Source organism: Micromonospora sp. DT178, from assembly GCF_049841695.1.
Classification (GTDB): Bacteria; Actinomycetota; Actinomycetes; order Mycobacteriales; family Micromonosporaceae; genus Micromonospora.
In genome coordinates, this window is sequence record NZ_JBNCKV010000015.1 from 56,943 (window position 1) to 72,376 (window position 15,434).

Consider the following 15,434-nt stretch of genomic DNA (forward strand, 5'->3'; position numbering starts at 1 on the left):
TGGCACCGCCGCCCCCGGCGACCACAGGGCACGATGCCGAGACCGCACGGATGCGGTGCTGCGGCGCCCAACACGACACCCTGGAAGACAGGGCGGACCGGCCGATCACCACCGGTCCTGCGTCGGGGGCGCCGGCCGGCGGCGTCAGGTCGGGAACCTGCCGGGGCCGAGGACCGCCACACCGGGCCGGCCACCGGCAGCGACGATCCCAGAAGCCGGAAACGAACTCGTCCGCCCCGCCGGTACGGCGGGGCGGACGAGGACGGTACGCCCAGGCGGGACGGCGACGGTACCGCCGCGCCGTGGGGATGTCGTCAGCGGCTGCCTTCGAGCTGGCCGCGCAGCTTGCCCAGGGCGCGGGCGAGCAGTCGGGAGACGTGCATCTGGGAGACGCCGACCTGCGTGGCGATCTCGCTCTGGGTGAGGTTGCCGTAGAAGCGGAGGGTGAGGATCTTCTGCTCCCGCTCGTCGAGGGTGGCGAGGGCCGGGCCGAGGGCGACCCGCAGCTCCGCCAGCTCGTACTCGCTGTCCTCGGCGCCCAGGGTGTCGCCCAGCTCGGTGGCGCTGTCGCCGTCGCCGATGGGAGTGGACAGGGAGACCGCGTTGTAGGCGCGGGCGCCTTCGAGCCCCTCCAGGACCTCTTCCTCGGTGACGCCGAGGTGGGCGGCGATGTCGGCGACCGTCGGCGCGCGGTTGAGCGTCTGGGTGAGGGTGCCGTTGGCCTCGGAGATGCGCAGCCGCAGCTCCTGGAGGCGGCGCGGCACCCGGATGTTCCAGGTGCGGTCGCGGAAGTGGCGCTTGATCTCACCGAGGATCGTCGGGATGGCGAAGCCGGCGAAGTCCACGCCCCGGGAGGCGTCGAACCGGTCCACGGCCTTGATCAGCCCGAGGGCCGCGGTCTGGGCCAGGTCCCCGTTGGGCTCGCCGCGCCCGCTGTAGCGGAAGGCGAGGTGATGGGCCAGCGGCAGCCACGCCTCGATCACCCGCGCCCGCAGCGCCGGCCGGTCGGGGTGCCCCTCCGGCAGGGCGGCGAGGGCGGCGGTCAGCTCGCTCGCGCGGGTCTCGTCACCGGAGACCGTGGTGGCGGCGTCGGTGGTGGTGGTGCTCGGCGCGGTCGTCGTGGTGATCATGCTGCCCTTCCTGTCCCACAGATGCGGCGACGCCGGGAACCGGCGACCGCAGTGCCATCACCCTAGACCAACGGCCGCCGTCATATCAACCGAACGGCTGATGGATGAAAGCGACATAAGCTACTGAAGGAGGCGCGAAGGGTGTGGCTCCCGCCACGCGCGGCCGGTGCCGCCGGCACTCAGGAGGCCGGCGCCCCCCGCTCAGGAGTCCGGCGGCCCCACGTAGAGCCGACTCACCGTCTCGGCGACGCAGACCGGCTTGCCGCCGGCGTCGCACTCCACGGTCGCGGCGGTGACCAGCTGCACCCCGCCGGCCACCGGGGACACCTCGGCGATGGTGGCGACGGCCCGGACCGCCGTGCCGACCCGCACCGGGGCGGGGAACCGCACCCGGTTCAGCCCGTAGTTGACCCCCATCCGCACGCCCCGCACCCGGTAGAGCCGGCCCACCAGCGCCGGCAGCAGGGACAGGGTCAGGAAGCCGTGCGCGATCGTGCCGCCGTACGGGCCGGCGGCGGCCCGCTCCGGGTCGAGGTGGATCCACTGGTGGTCGTCGGTGGCGTCGGCGAACAGGTCGACACGCCCCTGCTCGATCCGCTGCCACGACCCCGGGCCGAGGGTCTCCCCCACCGCCGCGGCCAGCTCGTCGACGGAGTCGAAGGTCCTCATGCCAGGTGCCCTCCCAGTCGGGTGTAGCCGCGCAGCAGGTCCCGCGCGATGATGAGCCGCTGCATCTCGTCGGTGCCCTCGAAGATCCGGTAGAGCCGGACCTGCCGGTACCACCGCTCGACGGGCAGTTCGCGGGTGTAGCCCATGCCGCCGTGGATCTGCAGGACCCGGTCGACCACCCGGTTGACCATGCCGGCGCCGTAGAGCTTCGCCATCGAGGAGGCGTGCCGCGGATCCATGCCCTGGTCGACCGTCCAGGCCGCCCGCAGGATGAGCCAGCGGGCCGCCTCCAGCTCGGTCTCGGAGTCGGCGATCATCCACTGGATCGCCTGGTTGTCGCCGATGGGCCGGCCGAACGTCTGCCGGGTGGTGGCGTGGTCGATCGCCATGCGCAGCGCCCGCTCGGCGATGCCGACGGCGTGCGAGGGGATGGTGTAGCGCCCCTTGCCGATCCACTCCATCGCGAGGGTGAAGCCCTGGCCGGGCTCGCCGAGGATGTTGCGCTCCGGCACCCGTACGTCGTCGAAGACCAGCGCGGCCGGGCCACCCTCGCCCATGGTCTGGATGAACTCCGAGCGCCAACCCATCGCCCGGTCCACCAGGAAGGCCGTGGCGCCGCCGTTGCGGGCCCCCTTCTCCCGGTCGGTGACCGCGATGACGATGGCGAAGTCGGCCTCGTTGCCGCCGGTGATGAAGGTCTTCTCGCCGTTGAGCACCCAGTCGCCGCCGTCGCGGCGGGCGCTGAGCCTGATGTTGGCCGCGTCGGACCCCGCGCCCGGCTCGGTGATCGCGAAGCAGCTGCGCCGCTCCCCCTCGATCGCCGGGATCAGGAACTCCCGCTTCTGCGCGTCGTTGGCCCGGAACAGGATGTTGTCGGCCTCGCCGCCGAAGCGGAACGGCACGTACGAGCGGCCGAGTTCGGTCCAGATCAGCGACTGGGTGACGGCGGGCAGGTCCATGCCGCCGTACTCCTCGGGGGTGGCCAGCCCCCAGAAGCCGAACGCCCGCGCCTTGAGCTGCAACTCGCGCAGCTCGTCGGGCTCCAGCCCGGGCCGGTGGGCGCGTTCGCGCCGCAGCAGCTCCGGCTCCAGCGGCATGACCTCCCTGGTGATGAAGTCGCGGGCCGTGTCGCGGATGGCCCGTTCGGTGTCCGAGAGCGCGAAGTCCATGTCCCCTCCGGGTCGGTGCGGTCGGGTGCGCGGCTCAGCGCGCGCCGCCGTTGACGTACAGGGTCTGGCCGCTGACGTACGAGGCGTCGTCGCTGGCCAGGAAGGCGATGACCGAGGCGATCTCGGCCGGCTGGGCGACCCGGCGCAACGGGGTGTGCTCGGCGACCGCCCGCTGGTGCTCCTCGGGGCTGCTGCCGACCCGCTCGGCGGTGGCGGCGGTCATCGCGGTGGCCACGTAGCCGGGGGCGACCGCGTTGACGGTGACGTTGAACGGGCCCAGCTCGACGGCCAGGGTGGCGGTCAGCCCCTGCACGCCGGCCTTGGCCGCCGCGTAGTTGACCTGGCCCCGGTTGCCCAGCGCGGAGCGGCTGCTGAGGTTGACGATCCGGCCGTAGCGGGCGGCCACCATGTGCTCCTGCGCCGCCTGGCAGCAGAGGAACATGCTCGTCAGGTTGGTCCTCAGCACCGCCTCCCACTCGGGCAGCGGCATCCTGAACAGCAGGTTGTCGCGGGTGATCCCGGCGTTGTTGACGAGCACGTGCAGCCCGCCGTACGCCTGGACCACCTGCTCGGTCATGGCGGCGACCGCCTCGGCGTCGGTCACGTCGCAGCCGATGCCGACGGCCCGGCCACCGGCGGCGGCGATCTCGTCGGCGACGGCCCGGCTGCGCCCGGCGTCGAGGTCGACCACGGCGACCGCCGCGCCCTCGGCGGCCAGCCGGTGCGCGGTGGCCGCACCGATGCCCTGCGCGGCGCCGGTGACGACGGCGACCCGGTCGGCGAATCTGGTCACGGATTCTCCCTGGCTCTAGAAGGCGTTGACGCCGGTGAGCGCACGTCCGATGAGCAGCTGCTGGATCTGGCTGGTGCCCTCGTAGAGGGTGGCGACGCGGGCGTCGCGCAGGTACTTGCCGACGGGGTACTCGTCGATGTAGCCGTACCCGCCGAAGACCTGGACCGCGTTGTTGGCCGCGCGGACGGCGGCCTCGCTGGCGAAGAGCTTGGCCATCGACGCCTCGGTGGCGAACGGCTGGCCCCGGTCGATCAGGTCCGCCACCCGCCACACCAGCAGCCGCGCGGCGTCGGTGTCGACGGCGATGGCCGCGAGCAGTTGCTGCACGAGCTGGTGCCCGGCGATGGGCTTGCCGAACTGGGTGCGCTGGCCGGCGTAGCCGACGGCCGCGTCCAGGCAGCCCTGGGCGATGCCCACGCAGCCGGCGGCCACGGACATCCGGCCCTTGGCCAGGGTGGCCAGCGCGAGCCGGAAGCCGGCGCCCTCCTCGCCGAGGAGGGCCGACTCCGGCACCCGTACGCCGTCGAAGCGCAGCTCCCCGGTGGCCTGCCCGCGCAGGCCCAGCTTGCCGTGGATCTCCCGCCGGGTCAGGCCCGGCGCGTCGGTGGGCACCAGGAAGGCGCTGATGCCCCGGTGCCCCGGGCCGCCGGTGCGGGCGAAGACCAGCGCGACGTCGGCCGTGGTGCCGTTGGTGATGAACATCTTCGCGCCGGTGATCAGCCAGTCGGTGCCGTCGCGGACCGCCCGGGTGGTCAGCGCGGCCGCGTCGGAGCCGCTGTCCGGCTCGGTCAGCCCGAAGCAGCCGAGGGCGGCGCCGGAGCAGAGCCGGGGCAGCCACTGCTCCCGCTGGGCCGGGGTCCCGTGTGCGGCGACGGACTTGGCGACCAGCCCGAGGGAGACCGAGACGATGCCGCGCACGGCGGAGTCGCCCCGGCCGAGCTCCTCCAGCACGAGGCAGTAGGAGAGGTGGTCGCCGCCCGAACCGCCGTCGTCCTCGCCGATGGTGAGCCCGAGGAAGCCGAGGTCGCCGAGCTTGCCGACGATGTCGGGGTCCACGGACTCGCGGCGGTCCCAGGTGGCCGCGTGCGGCGTCACCTCGCGGTCGACGAAGTCCGCGGCGAGCCGGCGGACCGCCGCCTGCTCGGCGGACAGTTCCAGATCCATGAGGCTTAAACTAGCGGTGCAAGTTTAATTCCGTCCAGACCCGGTTGTGGCAGAGTCTGCGACGGACCACCCCGAGCGAAGGAGGACCGGATGCCCCGGCCGCGGCAGGCGCTGCTCAGCCGGCAGCGGATCGTCGAGACCGCCGCCGCGCTGATCGACGCCGAAGGGCTGGAGGGCTTCTCCACCCGCCGGCTCGCCGCCGAGCTCGGGGTACGCGGGCCCTCGCTCTACAACCACTTCGCCACCAAGGACGAGATCCTCGACGCGGTGGCCGACAGCGTCACCGGCCAGGTGGACGTGTCGTTCTTCGGCAGCGTCGACTGGCGGGAGGCGCTGCGCCGGTGGGGGCTCTCCTACCGCGCGGCGCTGGCCGCGCACCCGAACATCGTGCCGTACCTGGCCCGGGGGCCGGGGCGCCGGCCGGCGGCGCTGGCCATGGCCGACGCGGTCTACGGCGGGCTGGTCGCCGCCGGCTGGCCGCCGGCCCGGGCGACGCACATCGGCGCGCTCATGCGCTACTTCGTGGCCGGCTCGGCGCTGGGCTCGTTCGCGCGGGGCTTCGTGGAGGACCCCGGGCTGTACGCGGAGCAGTACCCGCACCTGACCCAGGCCCACCGGCTGGCCGAGCACCAGCAGCGGGTGGACGAGGGCGCCTTCGCGTTGGGCCTCGACGCGCTCATCCACGGGCTGTCGCGCACCTACGAGGAGCACATCGGGCCGCTGCCACCCCTCCCGCCGGCCGACGACGCGTACTAGAGTCAAAACTTGCGCTGCTAGTTTTGGCCGACGTACGTGAGGGGCACGATGGATCTCGCACGGACCGACTTCTACCTCGACGGACAGTGGCTCGCCGCCGGCTCCGGGGAGACCGTCGCGGTGCGGAACCCGGCGACCGAGGAGGTCGTCGCGACGGTGCCGGCCGGCACGGCGGCCGACGTCGACCGCGCCGTCGCGGCGGCCCGGGCCGCCTTCCCCGGCTGGGCCGACACCGCGCCCGCCGAGCGGGCCGCCCGCCTGGACCGGCTGCACGCCGCGCTCTCCGCCCGGGCCGACGAGATCGCCCGCACCGTCGCCCTGGAACTCGGCACCCCGCTGAAGGTCGCCACCCGGGTCCAGGCCGGCCTGCCGCTGACCGTCCTGCACAGCTACGTCGAGCTGGCCGCCCATCCCCCGGCCGACGAGACCGTCGGCAACTCGCTGGTGGTCCGGGAACCGGTCGGCGTGGTCGGGGCGATCACCCCGTGGAACTACCCGCTGCACCAGGTCGTCGCGAAACTGGCCCCGGCCCTGGCCGCCGGCTGCACGGTGGTGCTCAAGCCGAGCGAGCTGACCCCGCTGACGGCGTACCTGCTCTTCGACGCGATCCACGAGGCCGGCTTCCCGCCCGGGGTGGTCAACCTGGTCACCGGCACCGGCCCGGTGGTCGGCGAGGCCATCGCCGCGCACCCGGACGTCGACATGGTCTCCTTCACCGGCTCGACGGCCACCGGCCGGCGGATCTCCCACCTCGCCGCCGACCGGATCGCCCGGGTCGCCCTGGAACTCGGCGGCAAGTCGGCCAACATCGTCCTCGACGACGCGGACCTGGCCACGGCCGTGAAGGTGGGGGTCGGCAACGCCTTCCTCAACTCCGGCCAGACCTGCACCGCCTGGACCCGCCTGCTGGTGCACCGCGACCGCTACGACGAGGCCCTCGACCTGGCCGCCAAGGCGGCGGCGGGCTACCGGCTCGGCGACCCGTTCGACCCGGCCACCCGGCTCGGCCCGCTGGTCTCCGCGGCGCAGCGCGAGCGGGTCCTCGGCCACGTCGCGCGGGGTCTGGCCGACGGGGGCCGGCTGGTCGCCGGCGGGCCGGACGCCCCGCTGCCCGAGCGGGGATACTTCGTCGCCCCGACGGTGATCGCCGACGTCGACCCCGACAGCGCCCTGGCCCAGGAGGAGGTCTTCGGCCCGGTGCTCGCGGTCATCCCGTTCGCCGACGAGGACGAGGCGGTGGCCGTCGCCAACAACTCCCGGTACGGCCTGGCCGGCGCCGTCTGGTCGGCCGACGGGGAACGGGCGCTGCGGGTGGCCCGGCGGATGCGCACCGGCGCCGTCGACGTCAACGGCGCCCCGTTCAACCCGCTCGCCCCGTTCGGCGGCTACAAGCAGTCCGGCCTCGGCCGGGAGCTGGGCCGGCACGGGCTTGAGGAGTTCCTCCAGGTCAAGGCCATCCAGCGATGAGGGCGCTGGTCGTCCGGGCCGTCGACGCCCCGCTGCTGGTGGAGGAGATCGAGCTGCCGTCCCCCGGCCCGCACGAGGTACGGGTCAGCGTCCGGGCGGCGGGCGTCTGCCACTCCGACCTGTCCATGGTCGACGGGACGCTCGCACCGCCGTACCCGCTGGTGCTCGGGCACGAGGCGGCCGGGGTGGTGGTCGAGGTAGGCGACGCCGTCACGCGGGTCGCGCCCGGCGCGCACGTGGTGCTGAACTGGGCCCCGCCGTGCCGCGGCTGCTGGTACTGCGGGCGGGACGAACCGTGGCTGTGCGAGCGCACCGGGTCGCCCTCGGCCCCCCGTGGACGCACGCCGGCCGGCGAGGCGCTGCACGTCACGCTCGGCCTCGGCGCCCTCGCGGAGGAGGTGGTGGTGCCGCAGGAGGCCGTCATCGAAGTCCCGGCGGAGCTGCCGTTCGAGGCGGCGGCGCTGCTGGGTTGCGCCGTGCTCACCGGCGTCGGCGCGGTCCGCCGCACGGCGGGGGTGGCCCCCGGCGAGTCGGTGGCCGTGATCGGCCTCGGCGGGGTGGGGCTGTCGGTGGTCGCCGCCGCGCGCGCCGCCGGCGCCGACCCGGTGCTCGCCGTCGACGTCTCCCCGACCAAGGCGGCGCTGGCCACCGCGGCCGGCGCCACCGACTTCCTGCTCGCCGACGAGTCGCTCAGCCGGGCGGTCCGGCAGCGGACCGGAGGCCGGGGCGTCGACCACGCGCTGGAGTGCGTCGGGCGCAGCGCCACGATCCGCACCGCGTGGCGGGCGACCCGCCGGGGTGGACAGGTGACCGTCGTCGGCATGGGGGCCAAGGACGACATCGTCGGGCTGGGCGCGCTGGACATCTTCCACTCGGCCCGGATCCTGCGTTCCTCGGTCTACGGCTCCTCCGACCCGGACCGGGACGTGCCCGAACTCGCCCGGTCCGTGCTCGACGGCACCCTCGACCTCGGCTACCTGATCACCGACCGGACCACCCTCGACGGCGCCCCCGAGGCCTTCGCCCGCATGTCCCGCGGCGAGGGCGCCCGCACCGTGATCCTCCCCTGACCCCGCTCCCCCCTCCCCGCCCCCACCGGCGTCGATCATGGACTTGTGGTGGGCGGTCAGTGCCACTTCGCGGCTTTCGCGGGGCACCACGACTGCGTGATCGGCGCCGGTCGGGGGTGGGGTGGGAGGGCAGCGGGGGTCAGGAGAGGGCGCGGGCCAGTTCCGTGCGGGAGCGGATGTTGAGGCGGTGGAAGATGTTGCGGAGGTGATGGTCGACCGTACGGGTGGAGAGGAACATCCGGGCGGCGATCTCCCGGTTGGTGGCGCCCTCGGCGACCAGCTGCGCGATCCGCAGCTGCTGGCCGGTCAGCAGTCGCGCCGCCGACTCCTCCGGCGGGCCGACCGACTCCCCGGCCGCCCGCAGCTCCGTGGTGGCCTGCTCCGCCCAGGTGGCCGCCCCGAGCAGGGTGAACGCCTCCCGGGCGGCGTGCAGGTGCTCGCGCGCCGCGCGGGGACGGCGGCTGCGGCGCAGTTCCCGGCCCAGGAGCAGCTCGGTGCGGGCGCGCTCGAACGCGCCGGCGTCCGTCGGGTGCAGCCGCAGGGCGGTGCGGAACTCCCGCTCCGCCTCGGCGCTGCCCCGGGGCGCGAGCAGCCCGTGGCAGCGCGCGGAGAGGGCCCGGCGCGACGGGCTCGCCGTACTGCTGGCCCACCTGTCGAAGACGGCGAGGGCGGCGCCGGCCGCCGGCCGGTCCGCGACGGCGGCGGCGGCCTCCACCAGGTACGGGGTGGCCATCACCAGGACCAGCACCTGCCCCCGGCCCGTGCCGGGGCGGGCCAGCGCGGCCAGTCGCGCGGCGGCGGCGGCCGGCCGGTTGTCGACCAGGTCGAGCACCGCCAGGGCCCACTGCGCGAGGGCGCGGGGCCGGCTGTGCGCGCCCGGGTCCTCGCCGATCTCGCGGATCCGGCGCAGGGCGGTGTCGCGGTCGGCCCGGACGGCGGCCAGCACCGCCAGCATGCCCAGGTGCACGCCGGCCCAGTTCTCCTGGCCGGTGTCCCGGGCGATCCGCAGCCCCTCCCGGGAGCTGTCCGTCGCGGCCTCGTGCCGGCCCAGCCAGTACTCGGCGGCCGCCCGCAGCTCCAGGGCGCGCGGCAGGGCGGACAGCTCGCCGCGCTCGCGGGCCAGCTCGACGGCGCGCTCGGCGAGCCGGTGCGCCGCGCCGTCCACGGCCACCAGCAGCCCGGCGGCCGCCGCGCAGGTCAGGGCACCCGGGGTCAGCGCCGGCCCGGTCAGCTGCCCACCGAGGACGACCGCCCGGCGCAGGGCGGGCCCGGCCTGCTCGTGGTCGCCGCGCAGGGTCGCCGCGGTCCCGGCGACGTAGGCGCTCAGCAGCTCGGTCGCGGGCGGGTCGTCGGGGCGGCGCAACAGCCGCGCCCGCCGGGCGACGTCGGCGTAGCGGTACTGGTCGCCGGTGAAGCAGGCGGCCTCGCCCGCCCGCACCAGCGCGCCGAGGGCCAGCGCGCGATCGGTGCCGGCCAGCGCGTCCGCCGCGGCCAGCAGCGTGGCGGGCGCGGACCGGGGCCGGCCGGCGCGCAGCTCCAGCTCGCCGCGCAGCAGCCCGGCCCGGCCCGCCTCGGTGGCGTCCACGGCGGCGGGCAGGCTCCCCAGCAGCAGTCGGGCCCGGTGCGTCCGGCCGGCCGACCAGGCGTACCGGGCGGCGGCCACCAGCCGGGCGGCGGCGCGTGCCGGGTCGTCGGTGAGTTCGGCGGCCCGTTGCAGCGCGGCCGAGGCCGCCGTTCCCGCGCCCTCGCACTCGGTCGCGGCCTGCTCCAGCTCGGCGGCCAGGGCCGGGTCGGGTCCCTGAGCGGCGGCGGCGAGGTGCCCCGCCCGGCGCAGCCGGTGCCCGGCCCCGTCGAGCACGCCGGCGAGCAGCAGGTGCGCCGCGCGCCGCTCGGCCAGCGGCGCGGCGGCCCGGATCACGGTCCGGACGAGGGGCTGCGGGAAGGTCACCCGTCGCGGCTCGACGCGGACCAGGCCGGCGAGTTCGGCCGGCGCGAGCGCCTCGACCGCCGTGCCGGCGACCCGGGCGGCCCGGAGCAGGGTGGCCGGCTCCCCGTCCTCGTCGAGCGCGGCGAGCAGCAGGACGCGGCGGGTGTCGGCCGGCAGCCGGTCCAGGCGGGCCCGGTAGGCGCGGCCCAGCCTGCCGTCGGGCGGGGGCGTCTCGGGCACCGGCTCCTCCCCGCGGCACTGGCCGGGGGTGAGCACCTCGGCCAGGTCGACGAGCGCCTGCGGGTTGCCCCCGGCCGCCGCGGCGAGCGCGGCGGCCACGGGCGGCGCGGGCGGCCGGCCGGCCAGCCGGTCGGCGAGCAGTGCGGCGCTGTCCCGGTCGTCGAGCGGGCGGAGCCGGTGCCGGGTTATCCCGCCGAGGGGGACGTCCGCGGCCGTGGTGAGCAGGACGGCCACCGACGACCTGCGCAGCCGGCGGGCGACGAACGCCAGCGCGTCCGCGGTGGGCTGGTCGCCCCGGTCCACGTCGTCCATCGTGCACAGCAGCGGACGGTCCCGCGCGGCGGCGGCGAGCAGGCCGAGCACGGCCAGGGAGAGCGCCAGGCGCCGGTGGGCGGGGCAGCCCGCGCCGGCCAGCGCCCGCAGCAGCACCCGTCGCTGCTGTTCGGGGAGCGCGCCGGCCCGGTCGAGCACCGGGTCCAGCAACCGTTGCAGCCCCGCGTACGGCAGGGCCGCCTCCTCGGGCAGCCCGGTGCCGGCCAGGACGGTGCAGCCCCCGGCGTGCCGGTGGGCGTAGTCGACGAGCGCGCTCCGGCCGGATCCGGGCTCGCCCTGGACCAGCAGCGCTCCCCCGCCGGTGGGCAGGTCACCCAGCAGGCGCCGGATCGCGGCGCACTCGTCGGCCCGGCCGCGCAACACGGCTAATTGCACTGACGATGCAGTAACCATGCAATCGAGTGTTACCTATCGGTAGCCCGATGGAAAGACCAGCGGCGCCGCCTTCCCACGTCGCGCGTCAGCGCGGGCCGACGTCGGCCAGCAGGGCGGCGACCGTCCGGGTCATCACCGCGCGGGCCTGGTCCACGCCCAGCCCCAGCCCGTCGCGCAGCATCGACCAGGCCGGCCACATGCTCGCGGCCACCAGGGCGTGCACCACCTGGTCCCGGTCCGGGCCGGCCTGCTCCAGCTCGGCGGCGAAGAGCTGCTCGACCTCGTCGCGCACCCGCGCGATGTGCTTGAGGCGGTTGCGGCGCAGCTGCCCGGAGACCGGCTCGCGCATCTGGGCGGCGCGGGCCGACGGGGCGATGAGCTGGAGCAGCCGGGCCCGCTGCCGGCAGTACGCGTCGACCCGCCGGGCCAGCGGCAGCGCCGGCGAGATCGGCCGGTGGGCGGCGTCCTGCTGCCGGAGCAGCTCCGCGCCGCTGGCCTCGAACAGCGTCTCCATGTCCTTGAAGTTGGTCCAGAGCGTCCGCAGCGAGATGCCGGCCCGCTCGGCGATGCGCTCGCCGGTCGGGCGCAGGTCGCCCTCGGAGATGAGCGCCAGGTGCGCCTCGACGATCGCCGCCCGGGTGCGTTCGGCCCGGGCGGTCCGGCCGTCGACCCGGACCGGCGCCTCGGCACCGCCCATCCGCGCCCGCCTCCTCATCGCCGTCACGTCGCCCGTACCGCCGCGCCGAGTCTAGCCGCGGGCGACCCGGCGACCGTCCGGCCCCGGCCCGGGCCCGGCGCGGTCATCCGGCGGGCCGGCCGGCGAGGCTGACCCCGCCGTCGAGGACGAGGGTCTGCCCGGTGATCCAGGCCGCGTCGTCGGAGGCGAGGAAGGCCACCGCGCCGGCCACGTCGCGCGGCAGCCCGAGGCGCCCCAGCGGGTACGCCCGGGCGACCTCCTCCTCCCGGCCCTCGTGCAGCGCCGCCGCGAAGCGGGTCTTCACCACGGCGGGCGCGACCGCGTTGACCCGGATCCTCGGGGCGAGTTCGACGGCCAGGCACGCGGTGAGGTGGTCGACGGCGGCCTTGCTCACCCCGTAGAAGGCGATGCCGGGCGACGGGGTGCGGCCGGCGATCGAGGAGACGTTGACGACGCAGCCGCCGCGCTCGCCCATCCCCGCGGCGACCTGCTGCACCCAGCCGAGCGTGCCGACCAGGTTGACGTCGAGGATCTTGCGGGCCGCCGCCAGGTCCAGCTCGACCAGCGGCCCGTACGCCGGGTTGATGCCGACGTTGTTGACCAGCACGTCGACCGGCCCGAACGCCTCGGTCACGGCGTCGACCGCCGCCCGTCGGTGCCCCGCGTCGTCGGCCCGGCCGGCGACGGCCACCGCGTGGGCGGGCCCGCCCAGGGCCGCGACCGCCTCGGCCAGGGCCTCCGGGTGCCGCGCGGTCAGTCCGACGCGGGCGCCCTCGGCCACGAGCCGGCGGGCGACGGCCAGGCCGATGCCGCGACTGGCGCCCGTGACGAGGGCGACCCGGCCCGCGAGTCGCCCCGAATCTGCATTCACGATGCAGATAGTAGGAGGGCAATCGGCACTCGTCAACGATGGAACGTCGATGGACAGGTCACATTCCATTGACAGCACCTCGGCATAACAGCACTGTCGATGCAGATAGTTCGCCCTCCGGAGAGGACGCTCCCATGCCCGAAGCCGTCATCGTCGCCGCCGCCAGGTCACCGATCGGGCGTGCGCGCAAGGGCTCCCTGCGCGACCTGCGCGCCGACGACCTGGCCGCCACCATCGTGCGCGCCGCCCTCGACCAGGTGCCGGCGCTCGACCCGCGCGAGATCGACGACCTGATGCTCGGCTGCGGGCAGCCGGCCGGCGAGCAGGGTCACAACCTCGCCCGGGTGGTCGGCACCCTGCTCGGGCTGGACCACCTGCCCGGCACGACCGTCAACCGGTACTGCTCGTCGTCGTTGCAGACCACCCGGATGGCCCTGCACGCCATCCGCGCGGGCGAGGGCCACGCCTTCCTCTCGGTCGGGGTGGAGTGCGTCTCCCGCTACGACCGGGGTCGCGCCGACGGGCACCCCGGCACCACCAATCCCGCCTTCGCCGGGGCCCTGGAGCGCACCGCGACCAGGGCGGCCGGCGACCTGTCGGGCTGGCACGACCCGCGCGAGGACGGCGAGCTGCCGGACGTCTACGTCGCGATGGGACAGACCGCCGAGAACGTGGCGCACCTGCGCGGGGTGTCCCGGCTGAGCCAGGACGAGTTCGCCGTACGGTCGCAGCTGCTGGCCGAGAAGGCGATCGCCGACGGCTTCTGGGCCCGCGAGATCACCCCGGTCACCGTCCCCGGCGGGGCGGTGGTGACCGCCGACGACGGGCCGCGCGCCGGGGTGACCCTGGAGGCGGTGGCGGCGCTGCCGCCGGTGTTCCGGCCCGACGGCACGGTGACCGCCGGCAACTGCTGCCCGCTCAACGACGGCGCCGCCGCGCTCGTCGTGATGTCGGACGTACGGGCGCGGGAGCTGGGCGTCACCCCGCTGGCCCGGATCGTCTCCACCGGCCTGAGCGCCCTCTCCCCCGAGGTCATGGGGCTCGGGCCGGTGGCGGCGTCGCGGCAGGCGCTGCGCCGGGCCGGCATGTCCGTCGACGACGTCGACCTGGTCGAGATCAACGAGGCGTTCGCCGCGCAGGTGCTGCCCAGCGCCCGCGAGCTGGGCATCGACTGGGACCGGCTCAACGTCAACGGGGGCGCGATCGCGGTGGGCCACCCGTTCGGCATGACCGGCGCCCGGATCACCACCACGCTGATCAACTCGCTGCGCTGGCACGACCAGGAGATCGGGCTGGCGACCATGTGCGTCGGCGGCGGCCAGGGCATGGCGATGGTCGTCGAGCGGCTGAGCTGACGCCGACCGGGCGTGGCGGGCCGGGAGACCGACGCGCCACGCCCGGCCGGTGCCGGGTGCGACCGGTCAGGAGGCCGTCGGCACCCCGTTGGCCGGCGGCGCCACCGGCGGGGCCGTGTGCTCGCGTACCGGCCCGTCGCCCTCGTCCGTCTCGTACGTCGGCCCGAAGTAGGCCTGCGTCCCGCCGCTCACCCGGGTCAGCCGCTGCCCGCCGTAGCCGGAGTGGTCGGTGTCGGAGTAGCGCAGCGGGGCCAGGCCGGGCCCCTGGTAGCCGCCCTTGCGGACGGCCTCGGTCACCGCCTCGCGGGTGAGGTCCTTGCCGGCGGCGAGGAGCACCTGCACGAAGAGGTAACCGACCGCCATGCCGTAGACGGTGTTGCCGTCGAACGGCGCGTCCCCGTTGTACTCCTTGTTGACCTTGGTGAAGAGCTGGATCCACGGGTCGGCGGCGTCGTTCTGCATCGGCAGGTAGTTGGCGCCGACCATGCCCTCGAGCAGGCCCGCCGCGGCGCCGAGCTGCTTGGCCAGCGTCGGGTGGTCGGCGCCGACGTTGGAGACCAGCCACTGCGGCTTGAAGTTCAGCCGGGCGGCGGTGCCGACGGCGAGGGCGGTGAAGCCGGGCACGGTGGCGAGGATGACCACCTGGCAGCCGGCCGCCTTGAACGCGCCGATCTGGGGCGCCACGTTGGTGTTGCTGGTGACGTACGTCTGCTTCGCCGCCACCGCGCCGGCGCCGAGCACCTTCTCCACGCCGACCAGGCTGTCCCGGCCGAAGTCGTCGTCCTGGCCGAGGAAGCAGACCTTGCGCCCCGGCAGGCTGGTCTTCACGTGCTGGGCCAGGATCTTGCCCTCCACCGTGTAGTCGGGGTTGAAGCCGAACGTGCCCGGATACCGGTCGGGCTGGTCCCAGCTGCGGCTTCCGGAGGCGACGAAGAGGTCGGGCACCCGGTTGCTCTTGAGGAAGTCGAGCACGCCGGTGTGGGTCGGCGTGCCGAGCCCGTTGAGGATGGCGAAGACCTTGTCCTGCAGGACGAGCTGGCGGACCACCTGCTGCGTGTTCGCCGGGTTGTAGCCGTCGTCCATGATCTTGTAGGTGATCTTCCGGCCGTGCACGCCCCCGTTGGCGTTGACGTGGTCGAAGTACGCCTTCGTGGCGGGAGCGATCTTCGAGTAGCCGGCGGAGGCCGGACCGGTGAGCGGCATGTGCGTGCCGACCACGATCTCGGTGTCGGTGACGCCGGGGACCGTGCCCCCGCCGCCGCCACCGTCGTCCCCGGTGCAGGCGGCGGAGGCGACGAGCAGGGTGATGGCGGTGGCGAGCGCGAGACCGCGCCGTGCCGTTCGTGTCATGTCAGACACCGACCTTTCCTCGGTCCGGGTGGTGGTGGGTGGTCGTGGTGCGGGTGGTGGGTGGTGTG

Annotated in this window: 13 protein-coding genes; 4 read left to right on the plus strand and 9 right to left on the minus strand. The window is 75.2% G+C overall.

What is annotated here, in order from left to right; genetic code table 11:
* Nucleotides 1-314 precede the first annotated feature (314 nt).
* From ACLQ22_RS24115 to ACLQ22_RS24135, 5 genes are all read right to left on the minus strand, one after another.
* A complete protein-coding gene (locus ACLQ22_RS24115) occupies nucleotides 315-1,130 on the minus strand; it encodes a SigB/SigF/SigG family RNA polymerase sigma factor (protein WP_425694317.1) in 816 nt (271 codons plus the stop codon).
* 201 nt (nucleotides 1,131-1,331) lie between these two features.
* Nucleotides 1,332-1,799, minus strand: coding sequence for a MaoC family dehydratase (locus ACLQ22_RS24120; RefSeq protein WP_425694318.1), 468 nt, complete (start codon nucleotides 1,797-1,799; stop codon nucleotides 1,332-1,334).
* Complete coding sequence (locus ACLQ22_RS24125; protein ID WP_425694319.1) at nucleotides 1,796-2,968, minus strand: acyl-CoA dehydrogenase family protein; 1,173 nt, start codon at nucleotides 2,966-2,968, stop codon at nucleotides 1,796-1,798. Before ACLQ22_RS24125 ends, ACLQ22_RS24120 begins: the two co-directional genes overlap by 4 nt.
* A 34-nt stretch (nucleotides 2,969-3,002) precedes the next feature.
* The gene (fabG, locus tag ACLQ22_RS24130) at nucleotides 3,003-3,761 is read right to left on the minus strand and encodes a 3-oxoacyl-ACP reductase FabG (RefSeq protein ID WP_425694320.1); all 759 of its coding nucleotides are present in this window, start codon (nucleotides 3,759-3,761) and stop codon (nucleotides 3,003-3,005) included.
* 15 nt (nucleotides 3,762-3,776) lie between these two features.
* Nucleotides 3,777-4,925 carry an acyl-CoA dehydrogenase family protein gene (locus ACLQ22_RS24135; protein WP_425694321.1) on the minus strand — a complete coding sequence of 383 codons (1,149 nt, stop codon included), beginning with the start codon at nucleotides 4,923-4,925 and terminating at the stop codon, nucleotides 3,777-3,779.
* Between the two features lie 90 nt (nucleotides 4,926-5,015).
* Between ACLQ22_RS24135 and ACLQ22_RS24140 the strand changes: the two genes are divergently transcribed.
* The 3 genes from ACLQ22_RS24140 to ACLQ22_RS24150 are packed head-to-tail and all read left to right on the plus strand — an operon-like array spanning nucleotide 5,016 to nucleotide 8,218.
* The gene (locus ACLQ22_RS24140) at nucleotides 5,016-5,681 is read left to right on the plus strand and encodes a TetR/AcrR family transcriptional regulator (RefSeq protein ID WP_425694322.1); all 666 of its coding nucleotides are present in this window, start codon (nucleotides 5,016-5,018) and stop codon (nucleotides 5,679-5,681) included.
* Between the two features lie 48 nt (nucleotides 5,682-5,729).
* Nucleotides 5,730-7,148, plus strand: coding sequence for an aldehyde dehydrogenase family protein (locus ACLQ22_RS24145; protein ID WP_425694323.1), 1,419 nt, complete (start codon nucleotides 5,730-5,732; stop codon nucleotides 7,146-7,148).
* On the plus strand, nucleotides 7,145-8,218 hold the full coding sequence (locus tag ACLQ22_RS24150; protein ID WP_425694324.1) for an alcohol dehydrogenase catalytic domain-containing protein: 1,074 nt from the start codon (nucleotides 7,145-7,147) through the stop codon (nucleotides 8,216-8,218). Before ACLQ22_RS24145 ends, ACLQ22_RS24150 begins: the two co-directional genes overlap by 4 nt.
* 139 nt (nucleotides 8,219-8,357) lie before the next feature.
* Here ACLQ22_RS24150 and ACLQ22_RS24155 read toward each other — a convergent pair whose 3' ends face one another.
* The 3 genes from ACLQ22_RS24155 to ACLQ22_RS24165 all read right to left on the minus strand — a co-directional run bounded on the left by ACLQ22_RS24155 (nucleotide 8,358) and on the right by ACLQ22_RS24165 (nucleotide 12,661).
* Nucleotides 8,358-11,081, minus strand: coding sequence for a LuxR C-terminal-related transcriptional regulator (locus ACLQ22_RS24155; RefSeq protein ID WP_425694325.1), 2,724 nt, complete (start codon nucleotides 11,079-11,081; stop codon nucleotides 8,358-8,360).
* A gap of 97 nt (nucleotides 11,082-11,178) precedes the next feature.
* Nucleotides 11,179-11,790 carry a TetR/AcrR family transcriptional regulator gene (locus ACLQ22_RS24160; protein ID WP_121401380.1) on the minus strand — a complete coding sequence of 204 codons (612 nt, stop codon included), beginning with the start codon at nucleotides 11,788-11,790 and terminating at the stop codon, nucleotides 11,179-11,181.
* Nucleotides 11,791-11,893: 103 nt separating this feature from the next.
* Nucleotides 11,894-12,661, minus strand: coding sequence for an SDR family oxidoreductase (locus tag ACLQ22_RS24165; protein WP_425694326.1), 768 nt, complete (start codon nucleotides 12,659-12,661; stop codon nucleotides 11,894-11,896).
* A 134-nt stretch (nucleotides 12,662-12,795) separates the two neighbouring features.
* Here ACLQ22_RS24165 and ACLQ22_RS24170 point away from each other — a divergent pair, with 134 nt between their 5' ends.
* On the plus strand, nucleotides 12,796-14,016 hold the full coding sequence (locus ACLQ22_RS24170) for an acetyl-CoA C-acetyltransferase (protein ID WP_425694327.1): 1,221 nt from the start codon (nucleotides 12,796-12,798) through the stop codon (nucleotides 14,014-14,016).
* A 66-nt stretch (nucleotides 14,017-14,082) separates the two neighbouring features.
* Here ACLQ22_RS24170 and ACLQ22_RS24175 read toward each other — a convergent pair whose 3' ends face one another.
* The gene (locus ACLQ22_RS24175; protein ID WP_327028775.1) at nucleotides 14,083-15,366 is read right to left on the minus strand and encodes an ABC transporter substrate-binding protein; all 1,284 of its coding nucleotides are present in this window, start codon (nucleotides 15,364-15,366) and stop codon (nucleotides 14,083-14,085) included.
* Nucleotides 15,367-15,434: the final 68 nt, after the last annotated feature.